18 protein-coding genes are annotated in these 20,944 nt (G+C 67.1%); 14 read left to right on the top strand and 4 right to left on the bottom strand.

Translation table 11 applies throughout. The features are described from left to right. Positions 1–233 precede the first annotated feature (233 nt). The 11 genes from ACPEES_RS01370 (at position 234) to ACPEES_RS01320 (ending at position 12,575) form a co-directional block, all read left to right on the top strand. The gene (locus ACPEES_RS01370) at positions 234–1,727 is read left to right on the top strand and encodes a 4Fe-4S binding protein (RefSeq protein ID WP_435100189.1); all 1,494 of its coding nucleotides are present in this window, start codon (positions 234–236) and stop codon (positions 1,725–1,727) included. Between the two features lie 112 nt (positions 1,728–1,839). Next, positions 1,840–3,591 carry a cytochrome D1 domain-containing protein gene (locus ACPEES_RS01365; protein WP_435100186.1) on the top strand — a complete coding sequence of 584 codons (1,752 nt, stop codon included), beginning with the start codon at positions 1,840–1,842 and terminating at the stop codon, positions 3,589–3,591. A gap of 65 nt (positions 3,592–3,656) precedes the next feature. Next, positions 3,657–4,016, top strand: a complete 360-nt coding sequence (locus ACPEES_RS01360) for a c-type cytochrome (protein ID WP_435100184.1) — start codon at positions 3,657–3,659, stop codon at positions 4,014–4,016. Positions 4,017–4,036: 20 nt separating this feature from the next. Beyond that, positions 4,037–5,269, top strand: a complete 1,233-nt coding sequence (locus ACPEES_RS01355) for a cytochrome D1 domain-containing protein (RefSeq protein WP_435100182.1) — start codon at positions 4,037–4,039, stop codon at positions 5,267–5,269. Between the two features lie 4 nt (positions 5,270–5,273). Continuing rightward, the gene (gene ahbB, locus ACPEES_RS01350) at positions 5,274–6,287 is read left to right on the top strand and encodes a siroheme decarboxylase subunit beta (RefSeq protein ID WP_435100177.1); all 1,014 of its coding nucleotides are present in this window, start codon (positions 5,274–5,276) and stop codon (positions 6,285–6,287) included. After that, positions 6,274–6,717, top strand: coding sequence for an AsnC family transcriptional regulator (locus tag ACPEES_RS01345; RefSeq protein WP_435100174.1), 444 nt, complete (start codon positions 6,274–6,276; stop codon positions 6,715–6,717). The genes ahbB (ACPEES_RS01350) and ACPEES_RS01345 overlap by 14 nt, the downstream gene beginning before the upstream one ends. Beyond that, positions 6,714–7,241, top strand: coding sequence for a siroheme decarboxylase subunit beta (gene ahbB / locus ACPEES_RS01340; protein WP_435100171.1), 528 nt, complete (start codon positions 6,714–6,716; stop codon positions 7,239–7,241). Before ACPEES_RS01345 ends, ahbB (ACPEES_RS01340) begins: the two co-directional genes overlap by 4 nt. 78 nt (positions 7,242–7,319) lie before the next feature. After that, positions 7,320–8,501, top strand: a complete 1,182-nt coding sequence (nirJ, locus tag ACPEES_RS01335) for a heme d1 biosynthesis radical SAM protein NirJ (protein WP_435100168.1) — start codon at positions 7,320–7,322, stop codon at positions 8,499–8,501. Further along, positions 8,498–9,658 carry a uroporphyrinogen-III C-methyltransferase gene (gene cobA / locus ACPEES_RS01330; protein ID WP_435100165.1) on the top strand — a complete coding sequence of 387 codons (1,161 nt, stop codon included), beginning with the start codon at positions 8,498–8,500 and terminating at the stop codon, positions 9,656–9,658. The genes nirJ and cobA overlap by 4 nt, the downstream gene beginning before the upstream one ends. A gap of 36 nt (positions 9,659–9,694) precedes the next feature. Then, positions 9,695–11,263, top strand: a complete 1,569-nt coding sequence (locus ACPEES_RS01325; RefSeq protein WP_435100162.1) for a cytochrome D1 domain-containing protein — start codon at positions 9,695–9,697, stop codon at positions 11,261–11,263. A 163-nt stretch (positions 11,264–11,426) separates the two neighbouring features. Next, complete coding sequence (locus tag ACPEES_RS01320) at positions 11,427–12,575, top strand: SMP-30/gluconolactonase/LRE family protein (protein ID WP_435100159.1); 1,149 nt, start codon at positions 11,427–11,429, stop codon at positions 12,573–12,575. A 105-nt stretch (positions 12,576–12,680) separates the two neighbouring features. On the opposite strand, the gene ppsA is transcribed toward ACPEES_RS01320, so the two are convergent. Then, on the bottom strand, positions 12,681–15,065 hold the full coding sequence (gene ppsA, locus ACPEES_RS01315; protein WP_435100156.1) for a phosphoenolpyruvate synthase: 2,385 nt from the start codon (positions 15,063–15,065) through the stop codon (positions 12,681–12,683). Positions 15,066–15,257: 192 nt separating this feature from the next. On the opposite strand from ppsA, the gene ppsR reads away from it, so the two are divergent. The 3 genes from ppsR to ACPEES_RS01300 all read left to right on the top strand — a co-directional run bounded on the left by ppsR (position 15,258) and on the right by ACPEES_RS01300 (position 17,151). Further along, positions 15,258–16,079 (top strand): posphoenolpyruvate synthetase regulatory kinase/phosphorylase PpsR, encoded by an 822-nt coding sequence (ppsR, locus tag ACPEES_RS01310; RefSeq protein WP_435100153.1) that lies wholly within the window; start codon positions 15,258–15,260, stop codon positions 16,077–16,079. A gap of 103 nt (positions 16,080–16,182) precedes the next feature. Then, entirely contained in the window at positions 16,183–16,689 is a 507-nt protein-coding gene (locus ACPEES_RS01305) for a DUF1249 domain-containing protein (protein WP_435100150.1), read from the top strand. A gap of 39 nt (positions 16,690–16,728) precedes the next feature. Next, the gene (locus ACPEES_RS01300) at positions 16,729–17,151 is read left to right on the top strand and encodes an Rrf2 family transcriptional regulator (RefSeq protein ID WP_435100147.1); all 423 of its coding nucleotides are present in this window, start codon (positions 16,729–16,731) and stop codon (positions 17,149–17,151) included. Here ACPEES_RS01300 and ACPEES_RS01295 read toward each other — a convergent pair. The 3 genes from ACPEES_RS01295 to ACPEES_RS01285 are packed head-to-tail and all read right to left on the bottom strand — an operon-like array spanning position 17,078 to position 20,929. After that, a complete protein-coding gene (locus ACPEES_RS01295; protein ID WP_435100144.1) occupies positions 17,078–19,075 on the bottom strand; it encodes a transglutaminase TgpA family protein in 1,998 nt (665 codons plus the stop codon). The two genes, ACPEES_RS01300 and ACPEES_RS01295, sit on opposite strands and share 74 nt — an antisense overlap. Next, positions 19,072–20,013, bottom strand: coding sequence for a DUF58 domain-containing protein (locus tag ACPEES_RS01290; protein WP_435100141.1), 942 nt, complete (start codon positions 20,011–20,013; stop codon positions 19,072–19,074). Before ACPEES_RS01290 ends, ACPEES_RS01295 begins: the two co-directional genes overlap by 4 nt. 1 nt (position 20,014) lies before the next feature. Next, on the bottom strand, positions 20,015–20,929 hold the full coding sequence (locus ACPEES_RS01285; RefSeq protein ID WP_435100138.1) for an AAA family ATPase: 915 nt from the start codon (positions 20,927–20,929) through the stop codon (positions 20,015–20,017). Between the last annotated feature and the right edge of the window lie 15 nt (positions 20,930–20,944).

The following is a 20,944-nucleotide window of genomic DNA, read 5'->3' as shown; positions in this document are numbered from 1 at the left end:
GATGTGGCGGTGCAAGGCATGACCGAGCCAACCCGGGGGATTCCCAACGGCGGTTATCTGACCCATTACTCGCCAAGGGAACGTCCCGGGGGGTGGCGACGCGGCGTTCGTGACTTGGCGTTGATGTGAATCAAGGTCGCTATTCGCCGGGACGCCTACGGTTTGCGTCCATGATCGGGGGGCGCACAAATCAGGCACCACGGGGACGGATCACGCCACGTCGATGGCTCGCGATGGTGCTCGTGCTGTTGACCCTCGCCGCGTTGCCGGCGTTCGCCCGGGCGGCGGAACCCGATTGGGCGGCGCATGTTGGAGCGGTGTTCCCGCAAAGCGACCGCATCGGCCCCCTCGAAGGCGATCCGCCGGCGGCCGCGGTTTACGCGGGTGGTGAGCGGGTCGGCTATGTGCTGCTCACCGACCGCGTCGTGGATATTCCCGGCTACTCGGGCCGGCCGGTCTCGACGCTGGTGGGCGTGGATGCGAGCGGCCGTATCGCGGGCCTGCACATCGTTGCGCACCAGGAGCCCATTCTCGGTGCCGGTGTCAGTGAGGCCGAGCTCGCCAGGTTCGTCGCGCAGTATCGGGACCTCGATCTCGGCTATCGTACCCAGATCGGCGGCGTCGAGCGTGAAGGGTATGTCACCCTCGACGGGCTCACCGGCGCAACGATCACGGCCATGGCGCTGGATGCGTCGATCGAGGCCGCGGCCCGCGAGGTCGCCGTTTCCCGGGGACTGCTCGGAAACGCACGGGAGGGAGCGGAAACGGCGCCGGCCTGGCGGCACGCCTGGCGCTCGCGTCCGGTGGCCATCGGATTGCTCCTCGCCGGCCTGGGCATGCTGTTGGTCGTACTGGTTTTCCAGGACTGGTTCGTCCGCCGCCCGCGTCTGATCGGCTGGATTCGTCGCGGGTTTCTCGTGTTCACGGCCACGGTCATCGGCTGGTGGGGCCTTGCCCAGCTGTCCGTGCTCAACGTCCTCACGTTCTTCCACGCCGTGACCCACGATTTCCGCTGGGAGACGTTCCTCGCCGATCCCCTGCTGTTCATTCTGTGGTCTTTCGTGGCGGTGGCCATGCTGCTTTGGGGGCGGGGGGTCTACTGCGGCTGGCTGTGCCCTTACGGGGCATTGCAGGAGCTGGCCAATTACGCCGGCCGGGCCCTGGGTATCCGGCGGCTGGAGCTACCTGCCGTGGTGCACGAGCGCCTCTGGGCGGTGAAGTACGTCATTTTTCTCGCCCTGTTCGGGCTGTCCCTGGAGTCACTCACCCTCGTGCGGCCCTATGCCGAGGTGGAGCCCTTCCGCACGGCGATCACCCTGCGGTTCGACCGCGCCTGGCCGTTCGTGCTCTACGCCGCCGGGTTCATCGCGATCTCCGTGGTCAACCCGAAGTTCTACTGCAAGTACGTCTGCCCGCTGGGGGCGGCGCTCGCGATCCCCGCGCGCCTGCGCCTGCTCGACTGGCTGCGCCGGCGCAAGGAGTGCGGGCGGCCCTGCCAGATCTGCGCGGTCGCCTGTCACGTGCGGGCGATCGGGCCGACCGGGGAGATCGATCCCAACGAGTGCCACCACTGCCTGGACTGCCAGGTCATCTACTGGAACGACCGCCAGTGTCCGCCTCTGGTCGACAAGCGTCGACGCCGTGAGCGCAGTCACCGGGCGTTGGTCAATGTCGGGGGCGGCAGTGGCGAGTGCGCTGGGAAGCAGACCCGCGCGCGCACCGGTTGATTCGTATCAAAGCGTCAGTGAACGCAACACCGAAAAATGTATACACAGGGCGCTGCGCATAGAGCCGTAGACATACGCCAACTGGTGACACTTCGTTCCACGGGGGATCGCGATGACAACAACACGCCCGCAAAAACCGACGCTCGTCTCCGCAGCGGTGACGGCTTTCCTGCTGGGAACGTCCCTGGCCGCTACCGCGGCCGGGGACGAGGCCGGAGAGTCTTCCGGGCATCCGGACACCAGCAAGGGCGAAATGAGCTATATGGGCACACCGCAGTCCGAGCCGGATGCCAAGATGGTCACATCGCCTGGTGCACCGGCCATGACGGAAGCCGAGTTCGGGAAGGCCAAGCAGATTTATTTCGAGCGTTGCGCCGGTTGCCATGGCGTATTGCGCAAAGGTGCAACGGGCAAGCCCCTGACCACCGATATCACCCAGGAGCGGGGTACCGAGTACCTGAAGACGTTCATCAACTTCGGGTCGCCCGCGGGCATGCCGAACTGGGGGACGTCCGGCGAGCTAAGCGACGCCGAAATCGAGACGATGGCCAAGTTCCTGCAGCATCCGCCACCCGAGCCGCCGGAGTTCTCCCTGGAGGACATGAAGGCGACCTGGAACGTGCTGGTGCCGCCGCAGGAGCGGCCCACCGAGCAGGCCAACGATCTCGATCTCGGCAACCTGTTCTCGGTAACGCTGCGTGATGCCGGGCAGATCGCGCTGATCGACGGTCACAGCAAGGAACTGGTCACCACCATCGACACCGGCTACGCGGTGCATATCTCGCGGATGTCGGCCTCGGGACGTTACCTGTTCGTCATCGGCCGGGACGCGAAGATCACCCTCATCGACCTGTGGATGGAGACGCCGCGGACCGTCGCCGAGATCGACACCGGCCTCGAGGCGCGTTCAGTGGAAACCTCCAAGTACCCGGGCTGGGAGGACAAATACGCCATCGCCGGCACGTACTGGCCGCCGCAGTTCGTGGTCATGGACGGCGATACGCTGGAGCCGTTGAAGATCGTCTCCACCCGGGGCATGACCGTGGACACCCAAGAGTACCACCCGGAGCCGCGCGTGGCGGCGATCGTGGCCTCCCACGAGCATCCGGAATTCATCGTCAACGTCAAGGAAACGGGCAAGATCTGGCTGGTGGATTACACCGACCTGGACAACCTGGAAGTCGCCATGCTGGATGCCGCCCGCTTCCTCCACGACGGCGGCTGGGATCAGACCAAGCGATACTTCCTGACCGCGGCCAACCAGTCCAACAAGATTGCGGTGGTGGACTCCAAGGATCGGGAGATGGAAGCGCTCGTGGACGCGAAGAAGATTCCGCATCCCGGGCGCGGTGCGAACTTCGTCCATCCCGAATACGGCCCCGTCTGGGCGACCAGTGCACTTGGCAACGCCGACATCACGCTCATCGGCACCGACCCGAAAGACCATCCGGACAATGCCTGGCAGGCGGTGGATGTCCTGGAGGGGCAGGGCGGTGGTTCACTGTTCGTGAAGACCCACCCCGAGTCCAACCATCTGTACGTGGACACCCCGCTGCATCCGACCGAGGAGGTCTCGCAGTCGGTGGCCGTATTCGATATCAACAACCTCGACGAGGGTTACGAGGTTCTGCCCATCGCGAAGTGGGCCGGTATCGATGAAGGGCCGCAACGCGTGGTTCATCCCGAGTTCAACAAGGCCGGGGATGAGGTCTGGTTCTCCGTGTGGAACGGCCAGGAGCAGGCGTCGGCCATCGTCGTGGTGGACGACGAGACGTTGGAGCTCAAGAAGGTGATCAAGGGCGACTGGCTGGTCACCCCGACGGGCAAGTTCAACGTCTACAACACCCAGCACGACGTGTACTGACCCAACTGCTGCGAGAGGGGGCGGTATCGCCGCCCCCGGACCGGCGAGGACGAAGGATGTTCCGGGTGCCCACCAGACGAGATGACGACACGGGCGTGGCGCATCGCTGGCGCATGGCAGCGGTCGCCGCGTTGCTCGTTGTGGTCACCGCGCACGCGCAACCGCCGGCTGAGCGCCGCGCCGAGATCGCCCACCTGGTCCGCCAGGATTGCGGATCGTGTCACGGGCTGCGCCTGCGCGGCGGCCTGGGCCCGGCGCTGACGCCCCGGGCCCTGCAAGGGAGAGCGTCCGCCGGTCTGGAGGCGACCATCAAGCATGGCCGGCCGGGCACGGCGATGCCGCCCTGGGAGCCATTTCTCACGGATGACGAGATTCGCTGGGTCGTGGAGTCCCTGCGTCAGGGCCGTTTTCTCCAGGATCGATGAGTCACACACAAGGATCAGGCATGAGCGGAGCTTACCGGAGTCAATACGGACGGTCGCCAGGCATCCTGCCCCCGGCACGGATTCGGGCGCTGGCCGTGCTGGTCGCGCTGGCGCTGATGGCCGGCTGCACCGTGCCGGGAACGGCGTTGCGCGGCACCGGCGATCTGGGGGTGGTGGTGGAGCGGGCCGATGGCGCGCTCGCCGTTGTGGACACGTCGGCGAGGGAGGTACTGGACGTCGTCCCGGGGCTCGGCGACCTCTCGCACGCCTCGGTGGTGTTCTCGCAGGACGAGCGCCATGCATTCGTCTTCGGCCGCGACGGCGGCTTGAGCAAGGTGGATCTGCTTCGGCGGCGCGTCGTCGCCCGCGTGGTGCAGTCCGGCAACAGCATCGGTGGAGCCATCTCCCAGGATGGCCGGCTCGTGGCGGTATCCAACTACGAGCCGGGTGGTGTGCGCGTGTTCGATGCCCGGACATTGGAGCCGGTGGCCGATATTCCCGCCGTCACTGCCGACGGCGAACGTTCCAAGGTCGTCGGCCTGGTGGATGCGCCGGGCAACCGGTTCGTGTTCAGCCTCTTCGATGCCGGCGAGATCTGGATCGCCGACTTCAGCGCCGGCGATACCCCCGAGATAACCCGGCTCCGGGAGGTGGGTCGTCAGCCCTACGATGCCCTGATTACCCCCGACGGCCGCTACTACGTGGCGGGGTTGTTCGGCGAGGACGGGCTCGCGCTGGTGGATCTGTGGCATCCGGAGCGCGGGGTACGGCGCATCCTGGACCACTACGGCCGCGGCGAGGAACGCCTGCCCGTGTACAAGATGCCCCATCTGGAAGGCTGGGCCATGGCCGGCGACTACGCGCTGCTCCCGGCGGTGGGGCGCCACGAAGTGCTCGTGGTGAATCGTCACGACTGGCAGGAGGTGACGCGAATCCCGGTTCACGGTCAGCCGGTCTTCGTCATGGCGCGCCCGGATGGCCGCGAGGTCTGGGTGAATTTCGCTTTCCCCGACAACGATACGGTGCAGATCATCGACGTCGAGTCGCTGGCGGTCGCTGATACCCTCGAACCGGGCAAGGGCGTGCTGCACATGGAGTTCACGCCACGGGGCGAGCACGTGTGGGTGTCGGTGCGCGACGAGGACCGCGTACAGGTCTACGACACGCGAACCCGCGAGGTGCTCGCGGAGCTGCCCGCGAACAAGCCCAGCGGCATCTTCTTCACCGACCGTGCCGGCCGGGTCGGGCTGTAGCGCGATGGGCGGCGAAATCGACGGACTCTCGGCGCACGCCCGGGCGGTACTCGCCTCATATCAGAACGGGCTGCCCTTGTCGCCGCGCCCGTTTCGCGAAATGGCGCGACACCTGGGAACGACTGAAACCGGCGTTCTGGAAGCGCTTCGTGAGCTCATCGGGCGCGGCGTGGCCTCCCGGGTGGGGCCGGTGTTCCGGCCCGGTACTGTCGGCGCCAGCACCCTGGCGGCGATGGCCGTGCCCTCGGCGCGTCTGGATGCCGTAGCCGCCAAAGTCAGTGCGCTGCCTGCAGTCAATCACAACTACGAACGCGAGCACCGTTTCAATCTGTGGTTCGTGGCGACGGGCCCCGATCGCACGGCGGTGGCCAAGGCGCTGGCGGGCGTGAGGGCGCAGACGGGACTTCCCGTGCTGGATCTGCCGATGCTGGAGGCCTATCACATCGACCTGGGTTTTCCCGTGGACGGCGTCGACGCCTCCAGGCCCGCCGCGCAACCGCCGATACCGGTTTACCGGCCGGGCCCCGGGGAGGGGGCACTGGTGGCGGCCGTGCAGGGTGGTTTGCCGCTGGTCCCACGGCCTTTCGCGCGTCTTGCGGCCGGCGCCGCGCTTACCGAGGACCGGGTGCTCGCGACGCTGCGGCGCTGGCAGGCCCACGGCGTGCTGGCGCGTTTCGGGGTCGTGGTGCGGCATCGCGAGCTCGGCTATCGCGCCAACGCGATGGTGGTCTGGGATGTGCCGGACACTGAGGTGGCGGAGGTGGGGCGGGCGTTCGCCGGCCATCCGTTCGTCACCTTGTGTTACCGGCGGCCGCGGCGCCTGCCCGAGTGGCCGTACAACCTCTTCTGCATGATTCACGGCCGCAGCCGCGAGCGCGTGACCTCCCAGGCGCGGGTACTGGCGACCGTGGCCGGGGATGCCGCACGCGGCCATGATCTGTTGTTCAGCCGCCGCTGTTTCAAACAGCGCGGCGCACGCTACCGATTTCCGGAGGCCGTTGCCCATGGAGCCGCTTGACCGGCGCATCGTCAACGAGCTGCAGGGCGGATTCCCGGTGTGCGAGGCCCCTTACGCGGCCGCAGCCGCGACTCTCGGCATCACCGAGGCCGAGCTCGTCGAGCGTATCCGGCGGTTGCTGGACGAGGGCGTACTCAGCCGTTTCGGGCCGTTGTACAACGCCGAACGGATGGGCGGCGCCGTGACGCTCGCCGCCATGGCCGTGCCCGACGAGCACGTCGATGGTGTCGCCGCCCGGATCAATGCCCGGCCCGAGGTCGCTCACAACTACGAACGAACTCATCGTCTCAACCTGTGGTTCGTCGTATGCGTCGATGATCCGCAGCGGCTACCCGCCGTGCTCGACGAGATCGAATACGAGACGGGAATGCCCGTCTACGACATGCCCAAGGAGCGGGAGTACTACATCGGTTTGAGGATCGAGGCATGAGCGAGCCGCGTCCGGCCATCGACGAGCTCGACCGCCGCATCATCGAGGCCACGCAGACCGGCCTGCCGTTGGTGCCGAGGCCGTATCACGCGATTGCCGAGCGTCTCGGTATCGCCCCGGAACTCGTCATGACGCGCATGCAGGCCATGCTCGCCAGCGGCGTCATCCGACGCATAGGCGTCATCCCCAACCATTACGCGCTCGGCTACCGCGCCAATGCCATGACCGTGTGGGACGTCGACGACCACTGCGTCGACGACCTCGGCGCGGCGGTCGGCGCGCTGGACTGCGTTTCTCATTGCTACCGCCGGCCGCGGCATCGCCCGCACTGGCCGTACAACCTGTTCGCGATGGTGCATGGGCACACCCGCGGCGACGTGGAGGCACATATCGAGCGCGTGGCCGCGGTGCTCGGCGATGCCGTGGGCGCGCGCGACGTGCTCTACAGCCGCCGTCTGCTCAAGAAGGCGGGGCTGCGGATTGATACGGGTCAATCGAAGCGTTCGTCGCCCGTGTCACAGTGACCGAAAAGCCCCGGGGAATGACCCGGGCCGAGGAAGGCGGCCGAGCAGGCGTGGCGGCCGCAACGCGTGGGGGCACTCATGTTTCGAATCAGCCGTTATCTGCAGGCAGCGCTCGAGCCCGGCTCGGTACCGCCGAGCCGGGCCCCGAGCGGACCCGTGGTCATCTGGAACCTCATTCGCCGGTGCAATCTGGCTTGCAAGCACTGCTATTCCACCTCCGCGAATATCGATTTCAAGGGCGAGCTTTCCACCGCCGAGGTGTATGCGGTCATGGATGACCTCAGGGCCTTCGGTGTGCCCGTGCTCATCCTCTCCGGCGGTGAACCCCTCATGCGCCCGGACATCGTCGACATTTCCCGGCGTGCCAAGGACCTGGGGTTCTTCGTGGGATTGTCGACCAACGGCACGCTGATCGATGAGGCGAACATCGCGGTGCTCCGGGACGTGGGCTTCGACTACGTCGGCATCAGCCTGGACGGACTGGGTGAGACGCATGACCGCTTCCGGCGGTTAGACGGCGCCTTCGATGCATCCATGAAGGCCATCCGCCTGTGCCGGGAAAACGGCGTGAAAGTGGGTATGCGCTATACGCTCACCGCCGAGAACGCCCAGGACTTCCCGGGCCTTCTCGACGTGATGGACGCGGAGGGCGTGGACAAGTTCTACCTCTCGCACCTCAACTACGCAGGCCGGGGCAACAAGAACCGCCGCGGCGACGCCGCCGGTGAGCGCACCCGATGGGCGCTGGACATGCTCTTCGAGCGTTGTCTGGCCGATCTGCGCGCCGGCCGCCCGCGGGATTACGTTACCGGCAACAACGATGCCGATGGCGTTTACCTGCTGCAGTGGGTCGCTGAGCGCTTTCCCGAGTCCGTGTACCACGTGGCGGAGCTGCTGCGGCAGTGGGGCGGCAATTCCTCGGGCATCAACATCGCCAATATCGACAACCTGGGGAACGTGCATCCGGATACGTTCTGGTGGCACCACAACCTGGGCAACGTGCGCCAGCGCCCGTTCTCCGAGATCTGGCGCGATGAGACCGACCCGGTGCTGGGTGGCTTGCGCCAGCGCCCCCGGCCGCTCACCGGCCGGTGCGGTGCCTGTGCCTACCGCGACATCTGCGGCGGCAACACACGGGTTCGTGCCTGGCAGCTCAGCGGGGATCTCTGGGCGGAGGATCCGGGGTGCTATCTCACCGATTCCGAGATCGGCCCGGGCGTGCCTGCAGCCACCGCCTGCATGGAGGGACAGCGCGCATGAACGGCATCGCGGCGACACTCAACCTGGCAGGTCGCACGGCGCTCGTGGTCGGCAACGGCGACGATGCCCGGCGCTACGCCGAATGGCTGGACGATCATGGCGCGGGCGTCTCGCTCGTGGCACCCGCGGTGCGGGCGAGTCTGGCGGCGGCGGCCGCGAGACGGCGCTGGACGCTGCACACCCGCGAGCTTCGTGACGCCGACTTCGACGGTTGCCATCTGGCGGTGGCGGCGTCGGATTCCCGTGACTTCAACCAGACCGTCATCGACGCCGCGGACCGGCGCGGTGTGCTGGTTCATGCCCTGGGTTGCACGGAACACTCGACAGTGACGCTGCCGTTGCGCACCGAACGGGTGCCCGAAGGCCTCCACCGCACGGTAGGATCCGGGCGCGTCTACCTCGTCGGTGCCGGCCCCGGCGATCCGGGGTTGCTGACTCTGCGGGCGCGGGAGGTGCTGGCCAGGGCCGATGCGGTGCTCTATGACAGGCTGGTGGCACCGGCGCTGCTGGAATGGGTGCCGCCGGCCGCGCAGCGCATCTACGTGGGCAAGGCCGCGAGCCGCCATGCATTGCCCCAGGCCCGTATCAACGCCTTGCTGGTGGATTTCGCCCGCCAGGGACAACGTGTGGTGCGCCTGAAGGGCGGCGATCCGTTCGTGTTCGGGCGCGGTGGCGAGGAGATCGACACACTCAAGGCGGCGGGCGTCGCGTTCGAAGTGGTGCCGGGTATCACTGCCGCACTGGGGTGCTCGGCTTACACCGGGATCCCGCTGACGCATCGGGACTACGCGCACGCGTGCACGCTGGTTACCGGACATCTCAAGGACGGCACGCTGGATCTGCCCTGGGACGCGCTGGTGCAGCCCGAGCACACGGTGGTCGTCTACATGGGCCTCGGTGGACTGGCACTGCTGTGTGACGAGCTGATTGCCCGCGGGTTGCCGGCGAGTCACCCGGCGGCGGTCATCCAACGCGGGACTCTCGACGACCAGCGCGTCGTCACTGGAGCGTTGCAGACCCTGCCGACGCTCGCCGAGCAAGCGGGCGTGCGGCCGCCGACGCTCGCGATCATTGGTGAGGTGGTGCGGCTGCGGGAGCGTCTGGACTGGTTCGGCAGCCTTGCCGAGTGCACCGGCGAAACACTGGCCGCGGTGTAGCGCTCACCGAACGTGAACCGAGGCATTGGGGGAAGCATGAGGGCATGGACCCGACTGGCGGCGGTCGCCGCGATGGTTGTTATGGCAATGGTGCACCCCGCGGCCGCCGGGAACGGCGGTGAGCTCTATCGCGAGCATTGCGCCAGCTGCCACGGGGCGAACCGTCTCGGGGGGACCGGGCCGGCGTTGCTGCCCGCGAATCTTCGCCGTCTACGTCCGGCGGAGGCCAACGCCGTCATCACCGACGGCCGGCCGGCGACGCAAATGCCCGCATTCGGTGACCGGCTCGACGAGGCGGATGTCGCGGCCCTGGTGGATTACATCTACACGGCGCCGGCGAGCGTGCCGGAATGGAACGAGGCGGAGATCGAGAGCAGCCGGGTCGTCCACGACGGGGCCATGGATCTGCCGGATCGTCCGGTCTTCGACGCCGATCCCATGAACGTCTTCCTGGTGGTGGAGAAGGGCGATCACGCCATTACGGTGCTCGACGGCGACCGGTTCGAGCCCATCGCGCGGTTTTCGACCCGTTTCGCCCTTCACGGCGGGGTGAAGTATTCCCCCGACGGGCGCTTCGCGTACTTCATGTCCCGGGACGGCTGGGTGACGAAGTACGATCTCTACAACCTGCGAAAGGTGGTGGAAGTACGTGCCGGCGTGAACAGCCGCAACATTGCCGTTTCCGCCGACGGGCGCTTGCTTGCAGTGGCCAACTATCTGCCGCACACGCTGGTGGTGCTTGATGCCGGGGATCTGTCGGTGCTGCAGGTCATTCCGGTGCGCGACGGCGAGGGACGTACCTCGCGGGTGAGTGCGGTCTATACCGCACCGCCGCGGCACAGCTTCATCGCCGCCCTCAAGGATATCCCGGAAGTCTGGGAAATCCCCTACGACGACGAGGCCGAGGCGTTGCCCGTCTATCGCGGCATCATGCACGACTACCGGCGCGAATCCGGCGAAAAGCCGCCCCTGGACGAACGCCGGTTTCCCGTCCGCCGCATCCGGGTCGCGGGGTATCTCGACGACTTCTTCTTCGACCCGGAATACGAGCACGTCGTGGGGGCCTCCCGGGACGGTGGTGGCCAGGTGGTCAACCTCACCGTGGGCAAGCCCGTCGCTGCCCTGGATGTCCCGGGGCTGCCGCATCTCGGCTCGGGGATCACCTGGGACCATCAGGGCCGCGAGGTCATGGCCACACCCAACCTGAAGGAAGGCGTGCTCACCGTCATCGACACGCGGAACTGGTCCGTAATCAAGCGTATCGAAACGCTCGGGCCGGGGTTCTTCCTGCGCAGCCACGACGACACGCCCTACGTGTGGACCGATGTGTTTTTCGGCCCGCACCGTGACGCGCTCCATGTCATCGACAAGCAGACGCTGGAAATCGTGAAGACGCTGCGCCCGGCGCCGGACAAGACGGCCGCCCACGTGGAATTCACCCGGGACGGTCAGTATGCGCTGGTGAGTGTCTGGGCGGAGGACGGTGCGCTTGTCGTCTACGATGCCGAGACATTGGAAGAGGTCGCGCGGTTGCCGATGAAAAAGCCCTCGGGCAAGTACAACGTCTGGAACAAGACGCATTACGTGCGCGGGACGAGCCACTAGCCACCGCAGTTGCGACGTGCCCCCGTATCGACTGTGCCTGGCGGTGCAGGGTGGCGGGTTGCCGCTGCGTAAGGGTAGGATGCCACCGTGCGGGCAGTCCCTCTGCGGGGCGCGGCCCGCGCGATAGAACCAGAATGTACTTTCGGACAATCGAGGAGGAGCCATGCGACACGTTCAGGGACGTGGGGCCGCGGATCTCGCGAATGGCGGCGACCCTACAGGGAGAACGGAAGACGGTGGGCGTGCCGGTATCGACCGGCGAACCTTCCTGAAGGCCGCCGCGGGCATGGCGGCCGTGACCGGCATGCAGGGCACGGCGTTTGCGCGCAATTTCGGCCCCGACGCCGCGCCGGTACGATATCCCGACCCCGACATCGTGGCGTTGGACGAGCGCTTCGAGGCGAAGCTCGGCAACGCGTCGATTCAGCGTATCTACCATGGAAACCTCTGGGCCGAGGGACCCGCCTGGAACGCGGTTGGACGGTACCTGGTCTGGAGCGACATCCCCAATAACGAGCAACTGCGCCTGCTGGAGGAAGACGGCCACATCGGCCGGCGTTTCCGTTCTCCGTCCGGTAACAGCAACGGCAACACTTTCGACTATCAGGGACGCCAGATCGCCTGTGAGCACGCGGCCCGTCGGGTGGTGCGCTATGAGCACGACGGCAGCACGACCGTTCTGGCCGATCGCTTCGACGGACAGTCACTGAACGCGCCGAACGACGTGGTGGTGCACCCGGACGGCGCAATCTGGTTCACGGATCCGGGCTACGGCAGTCTCGTCGCCTACGAAGGGCACAAGGTCGATACCGATTCCGTGCAGCCGTTTCAAAAGGAGGCGATCTATCGAATCGATCCAAACAGCGGCAAGGTGGCCAAGGTCGCCGACGAGCCTTTCAAGCCGAACGGGTTGTGCTTCTCGCCCGATTACAAGACGCTCTACGTGGCGGATTCGGGCACGTCCCACTACCCGGAAGCCAGGAATATCATATGGCAGTTCGACGTGGACGGCGCTCGCCTGAACAATCCGCGCACTTTCGCCGATATGGAGCTCGATGGCCGTTCCGGTGTGGCTGACGGCATACGTGCGGACGAGGATGGCAATATCTGGTCCAGCGCCGGCTGGGTCGGTGAGGGTTACGATGGCGTGCATATCTTCGCCCCGGACGGGGCGCGCATCGGACAGATCCGGTTGCCGGAGATCTGCGCCAACCTCTGCTTCGGCGGCGCCAAGCGTAACCGGTTGTTCATGACCGCCAGCCAGTCACTCTACGCGGTCTACGTCAACACCCGCGGTGCGCATATCGCCTAGCGGTCCCGGTGAGCCATGGCGGTAGGCGTCGTGGTGAGCAGGGCTCGATAACGAAAGCGGCGCTGATCCGTCAGGCCAGCGCCGCTTTCCTGCTGTTCCCGGGGCTCAGTCCGCCGGGGCTTCCTCGCCCGCGAGGAAGAGCCACGTCTCGACCACCGTGTCCGGGTTCAGCGAGACGCTCTCGATGCCCTCGTCCATGAGCCAGCGGGCGAGATCGGGGTGGTCCGACGGCCCCTGGCCGCAGATGCCCACGTACTTGCCCTTGTTCCGGGCCGCCTGGATGGCCATGTGCAGCATCGCTTTGACCGCCGGGTCGCGCTCGTCGAAGCGCTCGGCCACGAGGCCCGAATCCCGGTCGAGGCCCAGGGTAAGCTGGGTGAGGTCGTTGGAGCCGATGGAGTAGCCGTCGAAGACTTCGAGGAACTCGTCGGCGAGCACGGCGTTGGAGGGCACCTCGCACATCATGATGATCTTGAGGCCGTTCTCGCCCTTCTTCAGGCCGTTGTCCTCGAGCAGCTGCACGACCTGCCGGCCTTCGTCAACGGTGCGCACGAACGGCACCATGATCCAGACGTTGTCGAGCCCCATCTCGTCGCGCACTTTCTTAAGCGCCTTGCACTCGAGCTCGAAGCAGGGGCGGAAGTCCTCGGAGATGTAGCGCGAGGCGCCCCGGAACCCGATCATCGGGTTCTCCTCGTCGGGCTCGTACTGCGTGCCGGCGATGAGGTTGGCGTACTCGTTGGACTTGAAGTCCGACAGGCGAACGATGACCGGCTTGTCGTAGAACGCGGCGGCGAGCGTCGATATACCCTCGGCGAGCTTGTCGATGTAGAACTGCACCGGGTCGTCGTAGCCGCTCATCTGGTTGCGGATGACGCCCTGCATGTCCGGTGTCTGCTGGTCGAACTCCAGCAGCGCGCGCGGGTGGATGCCGATCATGCGGTTGATGATGAATTCCAGCCGCGCGAGGCCGATGCCGGCATTGGGCAGATGGGCGAAGTCGAAGGCGCGATCCGGGTTGCCGACGTTCATCATGATCTTGAACGGCAGCTCCGGCATGTCGGTGAGGCTGATTTCCTTGACCTCGAAGTCGCGCTTGCCCTCGTAGATGTAACCGGTATCGCCCTCGGCGCAGGAGACGGTGACGTCCTGGGCGTCGGTGATGGACTCGGTGGCGTCGCCGGCGCCCACGACCGCGGGAATGCCCAGCTCGCGGGCGATGATCGCCGCGTGGCAGGTGCGCCCGCCGCGGTTGGTGACGATGGCGGCGGCGCGTTTCATGATCGGTTCCCAGTCCGGGTCCGTCATGTCGGTGATGAGCACGTCGCCGGCCTCGACCCGGTGCATGTCGTCGATGCTGTCCACCACCCGGGCGCGCCCGGCGCCGATGCGCTGGCCGATGGCACGGCCGGTGGTGATCACCCGCCCGCGCTCCTTGAGATGATAGCGCTGCAGCACCTGGCTGCCGTCCCGGCTTTTCACCGTTTCCGGGCGTGCCTGGAGGATATACAGGCGGCCGGTCTCGCCGTCCTTGCCCCACTCGATGTCCATGGGACGGCCGTAGTGCTTTTCGATGATGAGCGCCTGGCGCGCGAGACTCTCCACGTCCTCGTCGGTGAGGGAATAGCGGTTGCGGTCGGCGTCGTCGACTTCCACGGTCTGGACCGACTTGCCGTGCCCGGCTTCATCGCTGTAGACCATCTTGATGGCCTTGCCCCCGAGGATGCGGCGCAGAATCGCCGGGCGCCCGGCATCGAGGGTGGGCTTGTGCACGTAGAACTCGTCCGGGTTCACCGAGCCCTGCACCACGGTCTCGCCGAGGCCGTAGGAGGACGTAATGAACACCACCTCGCGGAAACCCGACTCGGTGTCCATGGTGAACATCACGCCCGCCGCGCCACGATCGGAGCGCACCATCTGCTGAATGCCCGCCGACAGCGCGACCTGCTCGTGGGCAAAGCCCTTGTGGACGCGGTAGGAGATGGCGCGGTCGTTGAATAGCGAGGCGAACACGTCCTTGATGGCGACGAGGACGTTGTCCAGGCCGCGAACGTTGAGGAAGGTCTCCTGCTGGCCGGCGAAGGAGGCGTCCGGCAGGTCCTCGGCGGTAGCGGACGAGCGCACGGCCACGGACATCTCCGCCTTGCCCACGCGCTGCTCGAGCTCGCGGTAGGCGGTGGTGATCTCGTCGGCGAGCGCTTCGGGGAAGGGCGTGTCGACGATCATCTGCCGGATACGCGCCCCGACCTCGGCGAGGCGTTCCACATCGTCCACGTCCAGGCCGTCGAGCTCGGCGTTGATGCGCTCGCGTAGCCCGCTCTGGTCGAGGAAGTCCCAATAGGCGCGAGCGGTGGTGGCAAAGCCTCCCGGCACCTGTACGCCCGCTGCGGCGAGGTGGCTGATCATCTCCCCGAGGGATGCGTTCTTACCGCCGACGCGGTCGACGTCTCCCATGCCGAGGGACTCGAACCAGACAACGTACTCGGTCAATTTACTGCCTCCCAGATTGTCAACGCAGCTGCATACGAAAATGGATAGCGACGGGCGCTTGCACCCGTTCCCCTGCGGCCTGTGCCCGTGCTGATGCCCGTCGCCGCCGATTGCGGCTCGTGACGGCCTTCCGCTCGGGCCGGGCCCTCTTTATCGTTGTAGTCCACTTTCCCCGAACCCCGCGAGGCGAGGATGACAGGAAAACGCACGGTCTTCTTCATCTCCGACCGCACCGGCATAACCGCCGAGACGCTCGGTCACAGCCTTCTTACGCAGTTCAGCACCGACTTCGACCAGGTCACACTGCCGTTCGTCGACAGCCTGGAACGCGCCGAGGCCGCCGTTCAGCGCGTCGAAGAGGCGAACCGGCAAAACGGTGCGCGCTCTATCGTATTCACTACCGTGATCGATGCCGACCTCCGTGACCGGATTCACCAGGCGGACGCGCTTCTGTTCGACTTCTTCGACACCTTCATCGCCCCCCTGGAGGATGAGCTCGGCGAGCGCTCCAGCCACACTATCGGGCGTTCCCACGGCATGGTCGACAACCGTCTGTACGACGTACGCATCGATGCCATGAATTACGCGTTGTCACACGACGACGGTGCGGTGGTTCGCCAGTACGACCAGGCCGATGTCATTCTCGTGGGCGTCTCGCGCTCGGGCAAGACGCCGACCTGTATCTATCTCGCCCTGCAGTACGGCATCTATGCCGCCAACTATCCCCTTACCGAGGAGGACCTCCTCGGCGGACGCCTGCCGTCCATACTCCGCCCGCATCGCCGCAAGCTCTATGCCCTGACCATCCGTCCGGAGCGGCTCTCGCGCATTCGTGCCGAACGCCGGCCCGACAGCCGATACGCCTCGCTGCGCCAGTGTCAGTACGAAGTCGCGCGTGCCGAAGGACTCTTTCAGCGTGAAAAACTGCCCGTGGCCGAGACCACGATCATGTCCATCGAGGAGATCGCCACGACGATCATTCACACCCGGCAACTGCGACGGCGACTGTATTAAAAAATATCGTGGCTTGCCACATAGACCATTGGTCTGCGGTCCGGTCGACACCTTCGTCGAGCGCCTCTCTGCCGAGGCGGGGCGCTGTGATACTATCCGCCGCATGATCTTCGAGACGACGCACAATCCTCTGGAGACCGGGGCGGACCGCAGCTTCGCGGCGCTCATGGAGCTCTATGAGAACAACTACATCTTCATGCGGCGGCTGCTGCCGGAGCCGGATCGCAATGGGGACTGTGTCGTTTCGCGGGTGCCCGGTACCCCCGACCTTCACCTGCGGGTGCTCGAGCGCTGTGCCTACACGACCAGCGTGCTGCTGACCCACTGGTTCGACGCCGGCGACGAGTCCGAGCGCGCGCCGGACCTGAAGGTGCGGGTGTACCACGATGCCCGGGTCGCCGAGGTGCTGCCGGAGTCACGGCTGTCGGGGTTCCGGCAGTGGGCCGGCCGGGTGCCGCCACGGCCTGGAACGCTGACCTGGCGCTGGGAGGCGAACCGCTTCCTCAACCGCTGGCTGCGCTATTGTCTGGGTGAAGGGCATGCGTTCGTCGCCGAGCGGGATGCGCCCGTGGCGCGCCGGCCCGAGGCCCGTCGCTGGAGCGGTTGCTGATCCACCGCGGCGGACTGACGAAGTAGTCGCGGAGACACCATGAAGCTCACCACCAAGGCGCGCTACGCCGTTACCGCCATGGCGGTGCTCGCGCTGCGTGGGAGTGACACTCCCACCGCCCTGGCCGATATCGGCGAGAGCCAGGGCATCTCGCTGTCCTATCTCGAACAGCTGTTCGCGTCGCTGCGACGAGCCGGGCTGGTCGCCGGCATGCGCGGACCGGGGGGCGGCTACCGGCTGGCCCGGGCGCCGGGGGCGATCAGCATCGCCGAAGTGGTGGCGGCGGTGGACGACCCGGAGGCCGAGCCGGAGGGAAGCGGCGAGCATTGCCTCACCCACGGCCTCTGGCGCGAGCTTTCGGGGCACATCTACGACTTCCTGGATGGCATCACGCTGGAGGCGGTTGCCGCGGACCCTGCCATCGTCGAGGCATTCGCCGGCGACGCGGACGAAAGCGCCTGACCTGTCGCCGAAGCGCCCGCCGTTCCGGCGTTCCTCCCTCGCTGCGATAGCGCAGCCGTACGTACAGATCCGTGATGGCCGCGGCGGCGTCGGCGAGGTCGGGACGGTCGCGGCGAACCCGTGCGAGCAGTGTATGGGGGCCGTCGCTCGGTCCGGGCTCCAACCCCACGGCGGCCAGCCGACGACAGTAGCGTTGCCAGACGCGCTGCACCGGATCGCGGGCGATCGCGCGGCCCGGGCGCAGCGTCCACACCGCGAGGACGAGCAGTGACACCGCGAGCGCCGCCGCCGTCGCCAGCGCTATCTCCAACGCTCCGCGCAGCCCCAGGTTACCGAGCAGGTCGCGTTGGAGCTGGGGCCCGTAGGCGAGTACCCAGTTGTTCCACATGGCGTCCATCCGGTCCCAGAGCAGGCGCAGCTCGCGTGCCATACCGGGTGTGCCACGAGCCATCAACGGAACCGGGTCGCTTTCGGGAACGGCGGCGCCGAGTCCACCGCTCACGCGGGCTGGTGCGACGGCGGCGGTCGGGTCGATCCGCTGCCAGCCGGTTTCTCCGGTCCATACCTCTACCCACGCGTGAGCGTCCGACTGGCGCACGACGAAGTAATCCGTTCCCGGGTTGCGCTCGCCTCCGAGGTAGCCGGTAACCACCCGCGCCGGGATTCCCGCCGCGCGCATGAGCACGGCGAACGCGCCGGCGTAGTGCTCGCAGAAGCCGCGCCGGGTCTCGAACAGGAAGCGGTCTACGGTATCCCCTTCGATGGCTCCCGGGCGCAGCGTGTAGACGAAGGCGCGCGCCCTCAGCCACTCGATTGTGGCGTCAATGGTCGCCGACGGCGTCCTGCCGTTTGACAGACGCCGGGCGAGTGCCCGCGCGCGAGGGTGCTGGCGGTCCGGCAGTGACGTATAGCGGCGTCGCGCCTCGCCGGAGAGATCCGGTTGCAGCCGGTAGTCGCCATAGGAGCGCCCCTGGTATCGACGGAGCTCGTGCACCGGCGTCGAGGCAAGGTATTCGTAGGCGTCGGTCCGGGTGGCGGCGCCATCCACGTTCACGGGCAGGTCCAGGGCGAGTAGCCAGCGTTTGGCGTGGGGCTTCAAGGTGAGCTCGTAATCCACCGGTGTGCCCGAGACGCTGACCCGGGGGGGCTCCGCATCGCGGGCGCCCCGGGTCCAGGTCGTGCCGTCGTAGGCGTCCAGCACCGGGCCACGCCAGTAGCGCGCCTCGCGCGGGGGCACTTCATCGTCGAATCGCACGCGGAACGCCACCGCGTCGGACTCGCTGAGCTGACTGATGGAACCCGGGGACATGCGGTCGCTCAGCCCCGTGACCCCCGCGCCCTCGGGCTCTGGCAGTGCCCACAAGGGGCCGGGCAGACGCGGGAACAGCACGAACAGAATCGCCATGATGGGCAGCGCCTGCAGCATCAGAGATCCGGCCGTGCGGCCGTCGGCCGCCGTCAGCCCCTCGCCGGTGGGTCGGTTGGCGGCGACCAGCAGCGCAACACCCATCCAGCTCACGATGAGCAGGTAGGCGGCCATGAGCAGGGACTGGCTGAAGATGAACTGGGTGAGTACGAGGAAGAAGGCCAGGTACACGATGACGCGCAGATCCCGGCGGCCACGCAGCTCCAGCAGCTTGAGCGAGGTCATGAGCGCGAGCAGCGCGACACCGGCTGCCGGGCCCACGATAGTGCCGTAGTGACCGAACACGAGAGCGACGCCGCCGGCGGTCAGCGCCGTGAGCAACCAGCGTCCGGGCAGGCGCAAGCCGCGGAAGCCAGCGGCAAGCCGCCACGCCAGCACCAGCGCAATCCCCGCGGTGAGAGCCGGCGGCAAGCGCAGCAGGTGCGGCGCCAGCACCGCCGCCGCGACTATCAGCGCCCACAGCAGGCTGCGGCGATCAACGGCCCTGGTATCCCTCATGCCGGAAACACCGCCAGGGCTTCGAGACAGCGGTGGCGGTGCACCGGCCCCTCGCCGGGGGGGATTACCACCGTCGGCAGGCGCAGCCCGTATCGGGCGCCGCTACGGTCGGCTGTTTCCACCCAGGCGGCAAGGCGCTGCAGACGGGCTTCCGTGCCGAGACCGGCCGTGGCCTGCCAGTCGAGCCAGCGTTCGGCGCCCGGGCTGCCGGCGAAGACCTTCACCTGGAGCTCCGCGGCGGTCGTGGCCTTCCAGGCAATGCGCTGCACGGGGTCGCCGGGACGATACCCGCGCAGTCCCTGGAAATCGTCATCGCCGGCGGCGGTACCGCGCACGCCGCTCGCGGCGCCAGGTGCATTCTCAGGAAGCGCCGGTGCCGGCGCTTCCGGGCGCGGGTACACCACCGCTTCCACCGCCGGTTCCAGCCAGCTCCACGTCCGGAACAAACCTGTCGGCTGGCGGCTTTCGATGCGAACCCGGCCGGGGTGCAGGCGCCCGCGGCGTCCGGCGGTCACCGGCACGTGGAGCACGGCGGTGTCGTCCGGAAGTACGTCGATGGTGACGACGCCGTGACCGGCGTCCGCGGCGATGGCGACGCGTCGCTTGCGCGCGGCATTCTCCAGCGACAACGGAAAGTACGCGGTTTCCCCGGCCCATGTCGGTGACGCGTCGGCCGGTACCACGGTCACTCCGGCGAGATTGCGATAGCAATGGTGCATGGCCACCAGGGCGATGCCGGTGAGCAGGAACGTGAGCGCGAAGCCGAGGTTGAGCCGGTAATTGGTCGCCGCGAGCCAGAGCGTGAACAGTAATACCGCGAAGAGCCAGCCCTGGGCGGTGGGCAGGATGTAGAGCTGGCGATAACGCAGGGTCACCCGGCCACGGGTATCGCCCCGGCGGCGTGCCAGGAACCGGTGAATCGCCTTGGGAAGCTCCATGTCAGGGGATCGCGACGTCTGCGAGCAACCGCTCGCTGGCTTCGCGTGCCGTTGCCAGGCCCATGCTGCCGGTCTGCAGTCGGTGCGCGGCGACATGCGGAAAGACTGCCTGAATGTGCTCGGGCAGGACGGCAGTGTCGCCACCCACCAGGGCCCAGGCCTGGGCGGCATGAACCAGCGCGAGCCCGGCGCGCGGGGAAAGACCGGGGCCGCGGGCGTCGGCGGTGCGGGTACGTTTCAGAAGGGCCTGGACGTAATCGATCAAAGCGTTTGCCACGTGGATTTCACGCGCCTGCTGGCGTAGCGCGAGCAGCGCCTCGGCGTCGAGGAGTGAATCCAGCCCGTCGATCAGCGCGCGGCGGTCGGCTCCCTGCAACAGCTCGCGCTCGGCGGCGTGGTCGGGATACCCCATCTCAAGGCTGAGCAGGAAACGGTCGAGCTGGGATTCGGGCAGTGGATACGTGCCGGTCTGCGAGCCGGGGTTCTGTGTGGCGATCACGAAAAACGGTTCGGGCAGTCGCCGGCTGATGCCGTCCACGGTGGCCTGGTGTTCTTCCATGGCCTCGAGCAGGGCGCTTTGCGTTTTCGGTGTCGCGCGGTTGACCTCGTCGGCGAGCAGTAGCTGGGTGAATACCGGACCGGCGTGGAATTCGAAGCAACCGCGGTCGCGGTCGTAGACGGAGGCGCCGAGAATGTCCGCCGGCAGAAGGTCGCTGGTGAACTGCACACGGTGCATTTCGAGCCCGAGCAGGCGTGCCAGCAGATGGGCGAGGGTGGTCTTGCCCACGCCGGGCAGGTCTTCGATGAGAAGATGGCCGCCGGCGACCACGCACGCTACCGCGAGGCGCAGCTGACGTTCCTTGCCGAGAATGACTCCGTTGGCCTGGTCGAGCAGACGGTCGACCTGATGCTGCATGATGCGCTCCGGCAC

It is taken from the genome of Arhodomonas sp. AD133 (genome assembly GCF_051195215.1).
Lineage (GTDB): Bacteria > Pseudomonadota > Gammaproteobacteria > Nitrococcales > Nitrococcaceae > Arhodomonas.
Note: the sequence above shows the minus strand (reverse complement) of the source record. Positions and strands in the feature narration are given on the sequence as shown.

Bases quoted from the DNA above. Each gene is read 5' to 3' on its own strand.
- ACPEES_RS01370 (WP_435100189.1), top strand. From the start codon at position 234: ATGGTGCTCGTGCTGTTGACCCTCGCCGCGTTGCCGGCGTTCGCCCGG.
- ACPEES_RS01365 (WP_435100186.1), top strand. From the start codon at position 1,840: ATGACAACAACACGCCCGCAAAAACCGACGCTCGTCTCCGCAGCGGTG.
- ACPEES_RS01355 (WP_435100182.1), top strand. From the start codon at position 4,037: ATGAGCGGAGCTTACCGGAGTCAATACGGACGGTCGCCAGGCATCCTG.
- ahbB (WP_435100177.1), top strand. From the start codon at position 5,274: ATGGGCGGCGAAATCGACGGACTCTCGGCGCACGCCCGGGCGGTACTC.
- ACPEES_RS01345 (WP_435100174.1), top strand. From the start codon at position 6,274: ATGGAGCCGCTTGACCGGCGCATCGTCAACGAGCTGCAGGGCGGATTC.
- ahbB (WP_435100171.1), top strand. From the start codon at position 6,714: ATGAGCGAGCCGCGTCCGGCCATCGACGAGCTCGACCGCCGCATCATC.
- nirJ (WP_435100168.1), top strand. From the start codon at position 7,320: ATGTTTCGAATCAGCCGTTATCTGCAGGCAGCGCTCGAGCCCGGCTCG.
- cobA (WP_435100165.1), top strand. From the start codon at position 8,498: ATGAACGGCATCGCGGCGACACTCAACCTGGCAGGTCGCACGGCGCTC.
- ACPEES_RS01325 (WP_435100162.1), top strand. From the start codon at position 9,695: ATGAGGGCATGGACCCGACTGGCGGCGGTCGCCGCGATGGTTGTTATG.
- ACPEES_RS01320 (WP_435100159.1), top strand. From the start codon at position 11,427: ATGCGACACGTTCAGGGACGTGGGGCCGCGGATCTCGCGAATGGCGGC.
- ppsR (WP_435100153.1), top strand. From the start codon at position 15,258: ATGACAGGAAAACGCACGGTCTTCTTCATCTCCGACCGCACCGGCATA.
- ACPEES_RS01305 (WP_435100150.1), top strand. From the start codon at position 16,183: ATGATCTTCGAGACGACGCACAATCCTCTGGAGACCGGGGCGGACCGC.
- ACPEES_RS01300 (WP_435100147.1), top strand. From the start codon at position 16,729: ATGAAGCTCACCACCAAGGCGCGCTACGCCGTTACCGCCATGGCGGTG.
- ACPEES_RS01295 (WP_435100144.1), bottom strand. From the start codon at position 19,075: ATGAGGGATACCAGGGCCGTTGATCGCCGCAGCCTGCTGTGGGCGCTG.
- ACPEES_RS01290 (WP_435100141.1), bottom strand. From the start codon at position 20,013: ATGGAGCTTCCCAAGGCGATTCACCGGTTCCTGGCACGCCGCCGGGGC.
- ACPEES_RS01285 (WP_435100138.1), bottom strand. From the start codon at position 20,929: ATGCAGCATCAGGTCGACCGTCTGCTCGACCAGGCCAACGGAGTCATT.